The organism is Vibrio campbellii CAIM 519 = NBRC 15631 = ATCC 25920 (genome assembly GCF_002163755.1).
GTDB classification, from domain to species: Bacteria; Pseudomonadota; Gammaproteobacteria; order Enterobacterales; family Vibrionaceae; genus Vibrio; species Vibrio campbellii.
Genome location: NZ_CP015863.1, coordinates 2,607,839 through 2,624,320, shown reverse-complemented (window position 1 = coordinate 2,624,320; position 16,482 = coordinate 2,607,839). Strand labels below are relative to the sequence as shown.

General features: G+C 45.7%; 11 protein-coding genes. 3 read left to right on the top strand and 8 right to left on the bottom strand.

Going from position 1 to position 16,482, the window contains the following annotated elements; all coding sequences use genetic code 11:
* Positions 1 to 44 precede the first annotated feature (44 nt).
* Positions 45 to 1,025: a phosphoserine phosphatase gene (serB, locus tag A8140_RS12565; RefSeq protein ID WP_005530299.1), complete on the top strand. Its 981-nt coding sequence runs from the start codon at positions 45 to 47 to the stop codon at positions 1,023 to 1,025.
* A gap of 55 nt (positions 1,026 to 1,080) precedes the next feature.
* Here the strand turns inward: serB and A8140_RS12560 are convergent, their stop codons facing one another.
* Entirely contained in the window at positions 1,081 to 3,429 is a 2,349-nt protein-coding gene (locus A8140_RS12560; protein ID WP_005530298.1) for a PilZ domain-containing protein, read from the bottom strand.
* A 151-nt stretch (positions 3,430 to 3,580) separates the two neighbouring features.
* Between A8140_RS12560 and radA the strand changes: the two genes are divergently transcribed.
* Positions 3,581 to 4,960 (top strand): DNA repair protein RadA, encoded by a 1,380-nt coding sequence (gene radA / locus A8140_RS12555; protein ID WP_005530297.1) that lies wholly within the window; start codon positions 3,581 to 3,583, stop codon positions 4,958 to 4,960.
* 216 nt (positions 4,961 to 5,176) lie between these two features.
* Positions 5,177 to 7,264 carry an elongation factor G gene (gene fusA, locus A8140_RS12550; RefSeq protein WP_005530296.1) on the top strand — a complete coding sequence of 696 codons (2,088 nt, stop codon included), beginning with the start codon at positions 5,177 to 5,179 and terminating at the stop codon, positions 7,262 to 7,264.
* Between the two features lie 145 nt (positions 7,265 to 7,409).
* Here the strand turns inward: fusA and A8140_RS12545 are convergent, their stop codons facing one another.
* From A8140_RS12545 to chrA, 7 genes are all read right to left on the bottom strand, one after another.
* Positions 7,410 to 8,261, bottom strand: coding sequence for a hypothetical protein (locus A8140_RS12545; RefSeq protein WP_005530294.1), 852 nt, complete (start codon positions 8,259 to 8,261; stop codon positions 7,410 to 7,412).
* A gap of 3 nt (positions 8,262 to 8,264) precedes the next feature.
* Positions 8,265 to 10,655, bottom strand: coding sequence for a fimbria/pilus outer membrane usher protein (locus A8140_RS12540; protein ID WP_005530292.1), 2,391 nt, complete (start codon positions 10,653 to 10,655; stop codon positions 8,265 to 8,267).
* A gap of 10 nt (positions 10,656 to 10,665) precedes the next feature.
* Positions 10,666 to 11,349 (bottom strand): fimbrial biogenesis chaperone, encoded by a 684-nt coding sequence (locus A8140_RS12535; RefSeq protein WP_005530290.1) that lies wholly within the window; start codon positions 11,347 to 11,349, stop codon positions 10,666 to 10,668.
* A gap of 89 nt (positions 11,350 to 11,438) precedes the next feature.
* Positions 11,439 to 12,026, bottom strand: a complete 588-nt coding sequence (locus A8140_RS12530) for a hypothetical protein (RefSeq protein WP_005427453.1) — start codon at positions 12,024 to 12,026, stop codon at positions 11,439 to 11,441.
* Positions 12,027 to 12,197: 171 nt separating this feature from the next.
* The gene (locus A8140_RS12525; RefSeq protein WP_005530288.1) at positions 12,198 to 12,863 is read right to left on the bottom strand and encodes a response regulator transcription factor; all 666 of its coding nucleotides are present in this window, start codon (positions 12,861 to 12,863) and stop codon (positions 12,198 to 12,200) included.
* Positions 12,864 to 13,153: 290 nt separating this feature from the next.
* Complete coding sequence (locus A8140_RS12520) at positions 13,154 to 14,845, bottom strand: AMP-binding protein (RefSeq protein ID WP_005530286.1); 1,692 nt, start codon at positions 14,843 to 14,845, stop codon at positions 13,154 to 13,156.
* A 450-nt stretch (positions 14,846 to 15,295) separates the two neighbouring features.
* Positions 15,296 to 16,480 carry a chromate efflux transporter gene (gene chrA / locus A8140_RS12515; RefSeq protein WP_005530284.1) on the bottom strand — a complete coding sequence of 395 codons (1,185 nt, stop codon included), beginning with the start codon at positions 16,478 to 16,480 and terminating at the stop codon, positions 15,296 to 15,298.
* Positions 16,481 to 16,482: the final 2 nt, after the last annotated feature.

Below are 16,482 nucleotides of genomic sequence, written 5' to 3'. Positions count from 1 at the left end.
CTTGTTAAGGTAACGTTTTAGCAAAGTCACAAGGGATTATATACATGGACGCGTCAAAAAGCTTGCCTATCAGAAAGCATACGACTCTTTTAAAACGACTACCCGAAACTCGGTTTGCGACACAACTCGATAAAGCCAAGGCGAATTGGATTGTGTTTGGCGAACATCTTGAGCCTCGTAACTTCGAAGACATCGACTTCTTTACCGGTTTCTACAATCCTATTCTGGATACGTGGAAAGTCGGCCAATATGAAGTGGCATTAATGGCGGGCAATCTTACGCCTGAACATGAAACCATCCTAAAAAGCCTAAAATTGGATTACGCTTCTCTGCAGGAAGTGCCAGATCTTTCTGCGCCGGGTTTGGTCGTGTTTGATATGGACTCAACTGCGATTCAAATCGAGTGTATTGATGAAATTGCTAAACTTGCTGGTGTTGGTGAAGAAGTCGCAGAGGTGACTGAGCGTGCCATGCAAGGTGAGTTGGATTTCGAGCAAAGTCTACGTCAACGTGTCGGTAAACTGAAAGGTGCCGATGAAGCGATTCTTGAACAGGTGCGCAGCCAGTTGCCATTCATGCCAGATTTCGAAGCGCTGATTGCAACTTTTAAAGCGCTTGGGTGGAAGACTGCTATTGCTTCCGGTGGTTTTACTTACTTCTCAGACTTCATTAAAGACAACGTGGGATTAGACTTTGCGCAGTCCAACCAACTGGAAATCGTGGATGGCAAGCTGACCGGTGAAGTACTGGGTGAGGTTGTATCAGCTCAAACAAAAGCGGATATCTTGGTTGAGCTTGCGGAAGAATACGAAATCGAACAACACAATACGGTTGCCGTCGGTGATGGTGCGAACGATTTGGTGATGATGGCTGCGGCAGGCCTTGGTGTTGCTTATCACGCCAAACCTAAGGTTGAAGAACAAGCACAAACCGCTGTTCGATTCGCAGGTTTAGGTGGCGTACTGTGTATTCTTTCTGGTGCGTTGGTTAAGCAGCAGAAAATCAGCTGGAAAGCGAAACCTTAGTTGGTGCTTCTTCCAAATAAACATAGAAAAACACCGCCATCTCGGCGGTGTTTTGTTATTCCGTTAGCTCTAAGCGAACAATCACTTCTTCGGTAATATCTTCAAATTCACTGTAGCCAACTAAGGCGGTTAACTCTTTTTCTAACTTGCTGGCTTGATGAACCCCAAATTGGGTTAAATCGCTCAGATCTTGACGCAGTAATGATGTCATTGGATCGAAGATCGGCGCCGTCGAGATACGTGTGGCATAGAACTCACCCATCATCCGCGCTTTCTTGATGAATTGAATCCGCTCTTTCACGCTGGTGAAGTCTTGCTGCATTTTCGACTCAATCGCAGTGATCTTATGACCGACTTTATTCACGCTAATATAAATATCTTGGTGACGAGCCTGCGCGCCATCAATACGTTTGATCGGATCGGCAATCAAAGTATTTGAGCGGCCTTTAAACAGTGGTTCGAGCGAATATTGTTGGTTGTGACCGAGACGTGCGTACAACTCGATGTGTTTTGCCAACGGTAAGTTCACTCCGATCACCGGTGTCTTGACCGAAGAAGCGGCGCTTTTGCTGATAAAGATCGGGGTGCTTAACGTTCTTGAGAGCAATACGCTGTGCAGCCGCTCTAAGAGAGCATTACTTGGTAGCATCTCTTTTTGTGGGATCAACTTGTCTTGGTTGTGCTCAATAATGCTGTTGAAAAAAGCAATCACACGCATGGTTTTGCTTTGTTCATCGATAACCAATTGAACACTTCGACCGTCAGGGCTAATACGAATCACACGGTATGGCACATCCGAGAGTGGTAGCTTTTTATCGTAAAGCTGCAATTCACGAAAGTTAATCTGCACTTCTTGCCCTGAACGCAGCGCAGTGGGCTCGTCCAATTTCAGCCCTAGGCCTCGCTTGGAAATGTCCATAGTGAAGCCAGTTGCTTTGGCATTGCCAATGTCTAGCTCCAAAGGCGTTTTGAAGCGATAACGAGGCTCTTTACGGCGCGATTGCGCATCGAAGTAAATTCCTTTTGGACTACCAAGGATTTTTCTTGGATGGCGAAACTCATTCAGGGTATTTGCTGGCACTCTTGGCTTTTCAGTCAGCAAGTAATCTTGGCCTGATTTTTCATCGGCAATTTCTTGTAAGATACCAACGTGTGTCAGCTTCTGTGAACTTTCTGCTAACTCAGAGGAGAAGGCCGCAAGATCATTTTTCTCTTGCTCAGATAACTCGAAGATAGAAATGCGGAAAGCGCGCCAACTTTTTCGCTTGGCGCCTAAATGCCAGAAGAGTTGACGCTGTTCTCTTGTCGCCTCTGGACGTAGCATCGAATAGAAGTAGGTTTTGCCTTCATGCTCATGGGTAAAAGAGTACAGCACATTGGTTGCTCCTTTAACGCCGGGAGCAATTAACGAAGCCATTCTCTTCGGGTTGAATAGCGAGCCGAAGACTTGTTGGTTGCGCTCATCATGCCAGTACTGCCACATCTTTTGGTTATTGGGCGTGAGCATGGCGAGTTTGAGCTCGCTGCCTTCAAAAAACAGCGGCAGATTACTGGTGTGCTTAAGCGCAATGTGCTCATAGCCGCGCGTGCGAGCACGAATGATTTTGTCCTGATTGTCATGTCGAGCGCGTTTCGCTGTACTGTTGAGTGCCTCATCAATCACGCGAGCAATGACATTGGTTTCCGTTAACCGCATAGTTCTTAGGTAACGAACGGAATCATTCTCGTAGCAGTCATCTACCGCCAGCACACGATACGTGATCGGTTTTTCGACGCCCGCCACTTGAGACATACTGGCAAACTCGGTAAAGGTAACTTGAATGACTTCACCCAAGCTGTACTTGAAGGCGCTAGGTACTTTGAATTTCGCTCCCGAACAAGAAAGGTCAATACTCAGACCGTGGATCACTTGTTCTTTTGAACGAACGATTTCCACTTGAGACTGTACTTTTAAGCGTTTCTCTTGACGTTTTAAGTCATACCCGAGGTGCACAGGCTCTGCGAGAAAAGGGCTTTTCGGATCGGTAAGCGATCGTTCTTCATTCTTACCATTGTTTTTGCTCATTACACGGAAGTTATTACGTGTATTGACCAAGGCTTCCCACATGCCCTCGGTGTAACCACCATACTTTTTCAGGTTCTTGTGGTAAGCGTTAAAGGCGACATCATCCAACCAATGTGGGATGCCATCTAATAAGTATTCACGACATTCGCCTTTCACTCGACCTCGTAAATCAATGCTCTTTTTACAAGGAGCCATGACACGGTTGAGTTCCATCTTCACTAGAATTTTGGCCGATGGTGGTTCTCCTTCGGTCAATTGACCCAGGACGAAATCAAAGTCATCAGCGCCGTAAACAGGGATCAGGCGTTCTGCGAGCGAGAGAATTTCAGATTGCTGCATTATTTCTGTTAAAGTATGTCGTTATTCGAATTATATCGGCTAAGCAGAGCAAAGCTTGAGTATATCAAGAGTTCATCTTCGATACGGTCATGACATGGCGGTGCTTGGTCACATTTGTTGAAAAAACCGAGTGTTTAAGAATTGAGGCATCATGGCGAAAGCAAAACGAGCGTATGTTTGTAATGATTGTGGCGCGGATTTCCCACGTTGGCAGGGGCAGTGTAATGCGTGTGGTGCATGGAACACGATTACTGAAGTTCGTATTGCTGCATCGCCAACGGTAGCACGCAACGAACGCTTATCTGGTTACGCAGGCTCAGCAACGGAATCACAAGTTCAAACCCTGTCAGAGATTGATCTGCAAGAAGTGCCCCGTTTTACGAGTGGCTTTAAAGAGCTAGACCGAGTACTTGGTGGTGGCGTGGTTCCGGGCGCTGCGATTCTTATCGGTGGTAACCCCGGCGCAGGTAAGTCGACTTTGCTTCTGCAAACCATGTGTCTGTTGTCTTCGCAAATGCCTACTCTCTATGTGACGGGTGAGGAATCGCTCCAGCAAGTGGCAATGCGTGCCTCACGACTTGGGTTGCCAAAAGAGCACCTGAAGATGTTGTCGGAAACGAACGTCGACAAGATTTGCCAAATTGCAGAGAAAGAACAGCCGCGCATTATGGTGATTGACTCGATTCAGGTAATGCACGTGTCTGACGTTCAGTCCTCGCCAGGTAGTGTCGCGCAGGTACGTGAATCGGCAACCGCGCTGACGCGTTATGCAAAGCAAAATAATGTGGCCGTCTTTATTGTTGGTCACGTAACAAAAGATGGTACCCTTGCCGGCCCTAAAGTACTTGAGCACATTATTGACTGTTCAGTTCTACTCGATGGTGGCACTGATAGTCGCTTCCGAACCTTACGTAGCCACAAAAACCGTTTTGGTGCGGTGAATGAACTTGGCGTCTTTGCCATGACGGGGCAGGGACTGAAAGAGGTCAATAACCCTTCGGCGATTTTCCTATCCCGCGGTGAAGAGGAGACGTCGGGTTCGTCCGTTATGGTGGTGTGGGAAGGCACGCGTCCTCTATTAGTAGAGATTCAAGCGCTGGTGGACTACTCACAATTGTCAAACCCACGTCGCGTCGCGGTGGGCCTAGAACAAAACCGTCTGTCTTTATTATTGGCGGTGCTGCATAAGCACGGTGGCCTACAAATGGCCGATCAAGATGTGTTTGTGAATGTCGTTGGTGGTGTAAAAGTCACAGAGACCAGTGCTGACCTTGCGCTAGTTATGGCGCTTTTGTCGAGTTTTCGCGATCGTCCACTACCAAAAGATGTGGTGGTGTTTGGTGAGGTCGGCCTAGCGGGAGAGATTCGCCCAGTGCCGAGTGGCCAAGAGCGTTTGAATGAAGCATTCAAGCACGGCTTTAAGAAAGCGATCGTACCAGCAGCGAATATGCCAAAGGGCGGTATTCCTGGTATGCAAATCCATGGCGTTAAAAAACTGTCGGAGGCTATCGAAGCATTTGATGAGTTGTAAACGCCATCTTGTGCCCCAATTTAAGGGGTAACAATAATGTTGAATCTATTCTCATTATTATCGAATTAGCAGACAAATTGCGAAGTTTGACTATTATTTGAGGGTGGAAAATCGACGTTAAAATTTTTTTTGTTCCAATAGCACGCAAAGGTATCCGTCTTGACAGATTGTGATATACTCTGCGCGCACTTTATACCTTATTAACAGAGTAAGACAATGACTGATTTATCAAAATACAGAAACATTGGTATTTTCGCGCACGTTGATGCGGGTAAAACTACCACAACTGAGCGTATCCTGAAGCTTACTGGTAAAATCCATAAGACTGGTGAAGTACACGACGGCGAGTCTACAACTGACTTCATGGAGCAAGAAGCTGAGCGTGGTATTACAATCCAGTCTGCAGCAGTAACTTGTGAGTGGAACGGTCACCGCCTGAACGTAATCGACACTCCTGGACACGTAGACTTTACAGTTGAAGTATACCGTTCACTTAAAGTTCTTGACGGTGGTATCGGTGTATTCTGTGGTTCTGGTGGTGTTGAGCCTCAGTCAGAAACAAACTGGCGTTACGCGAACGACTCAGAAGTTGCTCGTCTGATCTTCGTAAACAAACTAGACCGTATGGGTGCAGACTTCTTCCGCGTTGTTGACCAAGTTAAGAACGTACTAGGTGCAAACCCACTAGTTATGACTCTACCAATCGGTCGCGAAGACGACTTCGTTGGTGTTGTAGACGTACTAAACCGTAAAGCTTACGTTTGGGACGAAACTGGTCTGCCAGAAAACTACGAAATCCAAGACATCCCAGCTGACATGGTTGACGATGTAGAACAGTACCGTGAAGAGCTAGTTGAAACTGCTGTAGAGCAAGACGACGATCTAATGGAAGCTTACATGGAAGGCGAAGAGCCAACTATCGAGCAACTAAAAGCTTGTATCCGTAAAGGTACTCGTGACCTAGCGTTCTTCCCAACGTTCTGTGGTTCTGCATTCAAAAACAAAGGTATGCAACTTATCCTTGACGCTGTTGTAGATTACCTACCAGCTCCAACTGAAGTTGATCCTCAGCCTCTAACAGATCCAGAAACTGGTGAGCCAACAGGTGAAGTTGCTACAGTTGACGCTGACGCGCCACTAAAAGCACTTGCGTTCAAGATCATGGACGACCGTTTCGGTGCTCTAACATTTATCCGTATCTACTCTGGTCGCATGAAGAAGGGCGATACTGTTCTTAACTCTGCAACTGGTAAGACTGAGCGTATCGGTCGTATGTGTGAGATGCAAGCTGACGAACGTAACGAACTTACTGAAGCTCAAGCTGGTGACATCATCGCTGTAGTAGGTATGAAGAACGTTCAAACTGGTCACACTCTATGTGATCCTAAGCACGAATGTACTCTAGAAGCTATGATCTTCCCAGAACCAGTAATCTCTATTGCTGTTTCTCCAAAAGACAAAGGTTCTACTGAGAAAATGGGTATCGCGATCGGTAAAATGGTTGCAGAAGATCCATCATTCCAAGTTGAGACTGATGAAGATTCAGGTGAAACTATCCTGAAAGGTATGGGTGAACTTCACCTAGACATCAAGGTAGACATCCTTAAGCGTACTTACGGCGTTGAGCTAGAAGTAGGTGCTCCACAGGTAGCTTACCGTGAAACTATCACTCAAGCAGTTGAAGATAGCTACACGCACAAGAAGCAGTCTGGTGGTTCTGGTCAGTTCGGTAAGATCGACTACCGCATCAAACCAGGTGAGCCAAACTCAGGCTTCACGTTCAAATCAACAGTTGTTGGTGGTAACGTACCTAAAGAATTCTGGCCTGCGGTTGAGAAAGGCTTTGCGTCAATGATGGATACTGGTGTTCTAGCTGGCTTCCCAACTCTAGACGTTGAAGTTGAACTATTCGACGGTGGTTTCCACGCAGTTGACTCATCAGCAATCGCTTACGAAATCGCAGCTAAAGGTGCATTCCGTCAGTCTATGCCTAAAGCAGGCGCGCAACTTCTTGAGCCAATCATGAACGTTGACGTGTTCACTCCAGAAGACAACGTTGGTGACGTAATCGGTGACCTTAACCGTCGTCGTGGTATGATCAAAGACCAACAAGCTGGTACTACAGGCGTTCGTATTAAAGCAGACGTTCCTCTATCAGAAATGTTTGGTTACATCGGTCACCTACGTACTATCACTTCTGGTCGTGGTCAGTTTTCTATGGAATTCGCTCGTTACGCAGCATGTCCATCGAACGTTGCTGAGCAAGTAATCGCAGAAGTTAAAGAGCGCGAAGCTAAGAAGTAATTCTTAAACTAACGCTTTAAAATATCAAAGCCCCGCCTAGTGCGGGGCTTTTTAATATCTCTCGATAGGCAAGCGGTCCTATATTGCTCGTTTACCTTACGCTTCTTTTAATTGAATCGCTGGCTTTTCTTCAATGGTGTTACCTTTAAGGCATCGCTTTTACTTCGACAGTTATCGTGTCTTGGTATTTACCAGCTCGGGCAAAGTCGATATTTCCTAGCGTCACTTCGAGTGGTACTCCCCATCGCTTAGTACTCTCGTTGTTAGAGAAGGTATAAACCGCTTTCTGGTTAACCAAAGCGTTATTGAATCGCAATGTATACGGTATAGTAATATTGGGTTCTGATTTCTGTTTCAACTCTCCATACTTTTGTTTCACAACCAGCCTAACGTTAGAATTTGAGAGAAGATCGAAGTCAGAGCGGTAAGTTCGGTTCGATTCCAGATCGCCAAGCTGAAAGCGATAACCTGAGTTACCAGAGCGTTGCATGTTTGGGGCATTAGGGGCAGAGTTAAAAGCAACGAAAGCAGGAACGTTGAGCTTCACTTTTGCGTTTTTTGACTTTTGCTTTTTGCCCAAGGATATTGTGGCTTCGAGCAGTCCGTTGTAATTACCAGATGCAGCAACTTTCGCTTCTGGAACCTTTATCCAGAACTTTGTCCTTTGGCTATTATCCAAAGGTAGCTGAAAACCTTTATTAGGGAAGTGACTCAACTGCCGAAAGTTTTTGTCCAGAATCGTCACAGATAAACTGGCTCCAATTGAACTTAAGTAACTGGACTGTTTATTGTTGACCGAGACCATCGCCATCGGAAATCGACAGGTCTGAATATCGCGAGATAGCTCCAAATAAACTGGAATATAAGCCCCTAAGTCACGTTTAAATTCAACGTTACTTCGGTCAACGTTTAGTGTCCATTTGCCACTGCATTCTGCCCATACGGGTTGAGATAATATGGCGAGACTGAACACTGATATTTGGAATAAGTGTTTCATTGTTTATCCCTCTTTAATAAGTAAAGTGGGTAGATAAATCAGATTTTTATTGGTTTCTGGTACGTTTAGTTTTGTTGGGCTGAATCCTTCAACCGTGATGGTGTAGGTGCCCGGAGCAATACCTTCTACAACAAATCGACCTGATCGATTGGTGAAAAAGTCATAGGTTTTCTGTTGTCCAACTAACTGCCCTTGGTAGAGCTTTAGTGGTTTTTTAGAACTGATTTCAAGTGTGCCAATTATGGTCTTTGACGCGATTGAGCCGATGTTTATTAGATGGCCAGTTTGTGACCCTGGTGTGATGTTGTATTCGTGGTCACCAAAGTCATAGCCGACAGGAGCATCTGGGACATTGATGTAGACACTAGACAACTGATGCCCACCAGATAGTTGAACGGCATTATTTATCGCCGAAGTTGAAATCGCTTCAGCTGGGTCGTCGGCAACGGCGTTGATTTCAACATCAGCATCCAAAGAGTCATGAACGGCGACGATGGCAACAGGTCCATTGATAGGACGTGACCAAGCTAAGTTGCCATCAGCCAGCGTCAGCGCCGTACTTGCTCGCAATGAAGCGGTTTGGTAACTGTCGGAATTGTCAAAGTCGAGGTGAGAGACTTTAGCATCAGTGATGAAGCGGTTTGCCACATAATTGCCCTCTACAGAATAAGTTTGAGAGTCGGCATCACCTTCTGCTGTCAGCGCATAGCCATAGCTGCCTGTGTAATCATCGGAAGGGCGTTGAAATTGAGCTCTGTAAGTATCGGGCTCGTTGGAGTAAGAGACGTTTGCATTGTACTCCCCAGACACAGAGTTCCAGTCCCAGTCTGCAGAGAAAGTGAAGCGCGTCTCGTCAATGTTATCGTTTGGATTCTCCTCTTTCTCTACACCAGCAGAGAGTGACAGGCTGTAAAATTGCCAAGCGACTTCAGATGAAGCAAGCCATTCAACCTCTTCCTCTTCGAAGTCACGATAGTCTCCACTTAATATTAGACTAAGGTCATCTGTAATGGTGAGCACGTAGTTAGAGAATATGCGTAAGCCTGTTCTTGGTTCGGCTATTTGCCAAGGTAATGCGAAGTACTTATCTTGGTATTCGACGCCGAGACGAAAGTTTGGAGAGCCATAGCTATCCGTTCCCCACACTTGATGGGAATAGTCTAGGCTGTAGATACTGCCAGTTTCATCATTAGGTTTATTGTTTTGCGCAGATGCTCGAACACCTACATTCCCCCAATCAGAACCGATAGTGGCAATAACGCCAAGTTGTTGGCCCTCAGGGTGGTAAAGTCCGTTTACACCCAGCGTTAATATGTCGCTGATACCGTAGTCGTAGTATCCCGACGTGACCCACTGTTCATCGTCGTATTTAAAGTTGTTATCCTCGATCGTCGAGATTAACCCAGAGTAAAAACCGAAGTCAGAAATGCCCTCACGAAGTAAACGAGAGTTAAAAAATTGACTGTAAACGATAGTGTCGGTGCGGCCTGATTGATAGCTAATGTCTAACCGCACATCATTAGTACCTGACACGAGAGGCAGATCATCCAGTGTATATCGGCCCGGTGGCAATCTAATCTCGGTGAGGAAGATATCGTTAATGTAGATTTCGACATCGGCGCTTTCATTTAATACTAGAGGTTGCGTCCCGCCGTTCTGAATGTTTCTGGTGGGCTGTAAATCTTGGTACAAACGTTCAAAAGCGACTCCGCCCAGAGGCGTGCTCGGCAGATGGCCAGCACTAGTTTGGGTCACATCCCCAAAGGTTAAGCGCCAAGGTGTGCTGGGTTCATCGAAAAAAAGACGAGCTTCACCACGATAGACATCGGAATTGACATTATTACCGCCAGTGACGAAGCCGGAGACATCAAGGTTTGCCCCTCGAACGCCACCAATATTGGCTCGAACTAACCATTCCCCTAGCCAAGTTTGCGTGTCTTCGGCGTTAGAATCGCTAAATAAGGTGTAATCAGTACTGGCGTTCAGTGTATTTTGTATCGTCCAGAATGCGCTTTCCGAGTACTGTGCAGGCTCGTATTTGCTTCCGAAGGAGAGTAAAAAGTCCGCGGCTGCAGACTCATCTATGACTAGATTAATGCTTTGGTCGGATGTGTCGAAATTTGCGTTGATTCCCATACGAGCCAATTGTTCAACCGTGATATATTCTTCAGAGAATCCTCTCAATGCCACGAGAGTTTCATCATTTATCAGTTTCTCTACTGACTGAGCGAGCTGTTCAACGTTGATTGAATCTACGGTCATACCGTCTGAGTACGCGCTCACTTGGCCGATAGTATTTTCACCCCAAATGACAGGGAATGGGAACGACCAGCTATGAGCTAATGCAGCTTTTACAGTGAAAACTAGAATAAAGTGTAAAATGAGATTTTTCATAAAAACCTCACTAGTCTATTGTTTTAACAGAAACTGTTTGGGGCTGCCCCAACTCACTTGGTAGAGTGTACTTTACCGTTGACCCCGGCATTAAATAAGCACTGGTTTTGTTACTTAACGCTTCCCAATCGACTGTTTTGTTTGACTTACCACCTGAGAAACTAAATTCCATGCCATTCATGTTCAGTACGCGTTTACCGTCATTTCTGATTGCAATTTGATTGTTTTTAATGGTAGCGGTTGGAATGGACTTACTTGAAGCTGGAGAAACAAAAGCTAACGTAGCAAACTCCAATAGCATGGAGATAGAACTATCTTCTTCATTCTCCTCAGTTTGGTTGTCGAGTTCTATCTGGGTAAAGACGATTCGATATGTCTCAGTTTTTTTTATTGGTCTTTTGGGCGTGTAACGGACGCGAAAGGTTTGGGACTTTTGCCCGTCGATTTTAGCTTGAGGGGGGAGAATGAGAAACTCGTCCTCCGATGGTGTCAGGATTTCCTCGCCTGAAGAGAAATCGGCTTGATAGACATGGACTTCCAGCAGTATTGGGTCGTCCTCCACATTCGTTACTTTGTACAACCCTTGAGAGTTTCGGCCAACGTCGTCTAGCTCTAAATAGATTGGACTGACCTCGTACGCGAAAATAATTGAACTGAACAAAAAAGAAAAAAGAAGTGTGGTGATCCTAGCCATAGATATTTCTCCCTAAAACAAGCTTGGCCCGATTATCGAGCCAAGCTTGTATCTGCCTTTTAAGACGATATCTATAAAGTGTCGTTCGGTTACGGCATTACAGGGCCTGATGCAGAAAGGCTCACTTTGATACGACCTTTATATTTACCAGCTCGTGCAAAGCCTGAATCTTCAGGTTTGACGTAAATAGGATGTTTGTTGATCTTGTTCACTAAGTGCTCGCCCACTGAAGGAATTGGCGACGCCATTTTTTCCATACCATGATCGTTCTTAGTATTCGCAACGGTTTCAGAACCGATTTTCACTTTGTAGTTAATTTTTTCGCCCATGTTGTGCTTGGTCACACCGCGCAGTTTGTATGCGGTTACGGAGAAATCTAGGTCTGTGCCGTAGTTACACCAAGCTCTTAAATTACCCACTAACACTTTCTTGTTGTTAAAACCGTTGTCCCACGAATCGGTGTGCACTTTATTGGCCTTGCGTAGAACATTGTTTTTCACATCTTTCTTACCGATTCGAAGCAGGCAGCGTTTTGGTACTCGGCCCTCAATTCGGATTGTTTTTTGGTCGGTTTTACTCAGTGTTGTAAAGTCCACTGGGTTGTTAAATTGAACCGCAGAAGCGCCAAAAGAAAGCGATGCGGCTGCTACTGCTGTAGCAAGAAGTAATTTTTTCATAACTCAATCCCTCGTTAGTCACAATGCGTTGTTTAAATCGCATTATCAGCTTATGAGGGACTCAGCTTCTCCACATCACCAACAAAGGTGAGACCCTGGTAATAGTTGGGGTGAAAAAGGGATGAATTTGTTTCTACTCGATTTTACTTCACCTTTCTATTGTTGAATTGGTCAATAATGTCCTTTGTTTCTTATATTTAGGTTAGAGTGTTTTTTTGCCATCGCCATTAATTCGTAGCGAGAGTGTACATTTAGTTTGTGTAAGACGTTTGAAGCATGAGTTTTGATGGTATTGATGCTGACATTTGATTGCCTTGCTATCTGTGTATTTGAGAGCCCTTGAAGCATCAGCTTGCAAATCTCACCCTCTCTTTTCGTAAGCAGAAACTTTGTGCTTAAGTAGTCTGCTGTGAGAGTAGGATCCTCACCACCTTCTTGATAGTGGTAGATAGCTTTATTCAAAATAGGGCGAGGAAACCACACGTCTCCTTGAGAAACGGCAGAAAGCGCCTTTGGAAGAAGTTCTAAACGGGAGCACACTTGCCCTGAATACCCCTTTTCTAGCCATTCAAGTGAAGAGACAGATGAAACATTCATTGCGACCCACTTTTCTTTTCTCTCCATGGGACAAATTCCGTATCGCTTTGGGCAAGGCATGGATTTTACGTCGAAAAGGATAATGCGTTGTGATGCCTCTTCATCCAAATGGGTGAATGTATCGCTAGTGGTGAAGCTCACTAAGGGAAAAGAAAGTTTAACTAAGTCGCGAATCACTCTTGTGTATGACATATCTTTGCTTAGCAGATGTACTGCTAAAGGTTGGGTGCTTAGTTCCATTGCAACAAATCCTGTTGGTCTAATTCTGCTTTAATTTTTGATATATATGGTTTTTTATATTTTTAATATTGGCAGTTTAGCGTGTTACGCAACCTCATTAGTTATGGGTTGTACGCAACTTGTGTATTAAAAGGTTAGTACCAAATGATGAGATTACAATGGATAGGGGGGATGGGTCTTAGGTTGAATCAAAAGTGAGAATTGTGTGTGAGGAGAGATTAAGCGGGCTCACCCTCGCTTAAAGAAACAGCAAAGCAAGGGTGAATTTGGAATGAGACGGTACTAGGGGGTTATAATTCTTCTTCCCAAACAACCAGCTCGCCTTTTGGCCAGTTGTGGCCAAGTTCATGGTACTTCTGTTCTAGGACATGGCGTTTAATCTTCAAGGTCGGTGTTAGAATACCGTTCTCGATACTCCACGGCTCTTGAATCATCAGCACACCTTTTATTTGCTCGTGTGATTCCAGTTCTTGGTTCATACGAGCGATCACTTTGCGAGTCGTTCGTGCGTAGCGTTCTTTATCGAAGTTCGGGAAATCGTGAGGTACAACCAACAAGATTGGCCCTGGCAAGCCTAGGCCGATCAAACACATCATTTCGACGCGGCTGTATTCGAACAGTTTCTTCTCAATAGGAACCGGTGCTACGAACTTACCTTTTGAAGTTTTAAAGGTGTCCTTCTTACGGCCTTGGATAGTGAGATAACCATCCGCATCGATTGAGCCGATGTCACCCGTGTGCAGCCACCCTTTGGAGTCAAACGACTCTTGTGTGGCGATATCGTTTTTGTAGTAACCTGAAAACAAGCCTTTACCACGGACCATGATTTCTTCATCGTCAGCGATCTTCAGTTCAATACCAGGGCCGGCATTACCTACTGAGCCAATTTTATCGGCACGGAATGGGTAGTTAAGTGTGCTGTAGGCGAAAGACTCCGTCATGCCCCAAGCTTCCGTGATGTTTAAGCCTACGCTGCGATACCACTCGAGCAATGCCGGTGATACAGGCGCAGAGCCACAACCAAGAACACGCGCTTGATCTAAACCAAGGCCATCTGCCAGCTTCTTCTTGATCAGTGAGTTAATGAACGGGATCTTTAGTAGAATGTTGAGCTTTTTCTGCGGAAGTTTGTCTTGAATACGTTGCTGGAACAAGGTCCACAAACGAGGCACGGAAATAAACAGTGTCGGACGATGCATTTTTACATCTTCGATAAAGGTATCGAGAGACTCTGGGAAAGCCGTAGTTACACCACCCATAATGGATGAGCCGAAGATGTATACACGCTCAGTAATGTGAGCAAGTGGCAAATAAGAGAACAATCGGTCGTTTTCTTGAATCCCAATATGATTAATTAACTGCTGAACTGACCAACTGAACGCACCGTATGTCAGCATTGCCCCTTTCGGCAGACCTGACGTTCCTGAGGTGTACACTAGAGACATGAGCTTGTCATCATGGTGTTGTGGACGCTCTGCGCTTGGTTCTACATCGGTAATAATCTCAGTAAACTGATATTGGCATTTCGGCGCAGTATCGTAAGGAAGTGCAATGCTAATTAAATCTGGCATTGATTCGATCACTTGTTGCGTTGCCGCTGGATCATCTAACTTACCGCCGATCAGAGCTTTACTCTCACTGTGTGTCACACAGTACTCGATTGTATCCGCACCCGCAGTTGGGAAAACAGGCACACTAACGTAATCGCCAAGCATCATGGCCAAATCACAGATGAACCATTCTGCACAGTTTTTCGAGACTAAGGCCACTTTATCGCCTGGCTGTACACCAAGGTTACGTAAAGCGCTGACAAGCCTTAACGCTTGATCGGCAACTTCCGCATAAGTGAACTCAACGAATTGTCGGTTGATGATTTGTTTTAGGTAGACTTCATCTGGGCGTTCCGCTGCCCATTTGAGAATCATTTCATTTGGCGGCGGGAGAGCGCAACCAGCGGTTTGTTCTGGGTTAGGCTGATTCATTGTAGATGACTCCATGTCTTCTCTCGTTTGTATTTGTAGTTGTTAAAACATTGTTAACCTTAGCATGTTAGCTCATTATACGGGAATGCATTTAGATGAAATCTGTGCGAAAGGTAGCGTTAGATAATGAAAGCGGCTCAGTCATCATTAATTAAAACTGCTTACGATGGCTAGCGGGGGGAAATCCGTCTTTCTTTTTGAAGGTACGCTAGAAATACGACACATCTCGATAGCCACACTGGTTAACAATATAGGCAATCCTCATATTCTTTTTCCAATGACATCTTTCCATTTCAACGATGGTTGAATTGGTATTGCCCAAACAAAGTAAACGCAGTTAGGGTGAGGTGTGTTGATCGATGTTTGATATTCTGAGCAGCACATCGCCATTTAAACAAACCACATTCCAAAGAGTTTGCTAAGCTCGAAACTTATGACAAACGTTAGCGTTTATAGGAGAGTCCAAACATCCATGCTGGCGGTGATTTGACCATGGATAATCATGCCAGTCATGATGCCTGATGCGACAAAGAATACAATCATCCAAAGCACTGACAAGTTAAGTTTCTTATGTAAGTAGAAGCCAGCTATCACAAGAGCGATGTCAATTGGAGCAACCACAGCGCTGCTGAATACCGGTTGGTAAAGGGCTGCTAATAGTAAACCAACGACCGATGCGTTTACGCCGTTGATTGCACCTGACACTGCAGGTTTACCAGCCAGCGCTTGCCAATTCTTTAGCACGCTAAGCAGCAATAAAAAGCCCGGTAAGAACACACCCAATGTTGCGACCAACGCGCCTAGGACAGGTGCATCAGACAGCTCGTAACCAATATAAGTTGCGAAGGTAAACATCGGTCCCGGTACCGCCTGCGCTGCGGCGTAGCCCGTTAGGAACGCGTCTTGGCTGAGTTGATCGCCAACGATGTTTTGCAATAGCGGAAGTACCACGTGACCGCCACCGAACACTAAGCTACCTGCTTGGAAGAAGTCGCTAAACAATCCAAGCATTGGCAGGGTGTGAGCCACAAACGGCAAACCAATCAGAAGTACCGCGAACAGTGCCAATGGTGCAATGGTTGGTTCAAAAGGTTCGGCAGGCGCTGCAGATTCCCTCTTTAGGTATTGAGTACCAATCAACCCCGCCACCACAAGCACCAGCATTTGAGTTGCGATGCTCGGTGCAACCAATAAGGCAATCGCGGTTGCCACACACAAGCCGGCTGTTAGTTTGGTTTGACAGAAGTTTTTGTACATTCCCCAAGTCGCATCCGCCACCACAACGACCGCAAGCAACTTCAAGCCATGAATGATGTTTTGGAACAACGCCGTATCGGTGATCTGGCTGCTTACCATCGCAAGCGCCAACATGATGATCACGGAAGGCAACGTGAAGCCAAGAAATGCCATGCATGCGCCGCCTAGGCCTCCGCGTTTGTAACCCAGAGCAAAGCCAACTTGGCTAGAACCAGGACCCGGTAAGAATTGGCTCAAAGCCACGATCTGTGCGTATTCGCTGTCATCAATCCATTTGAGCTTTTCAACGAACGTTTGGCGGAAGTAACCGATGTGCGCCGCAGGGCCACCGAAACTGATCCAACCAAGCCAAAAAAAGGTTTTAAAAATGGTAAACATGT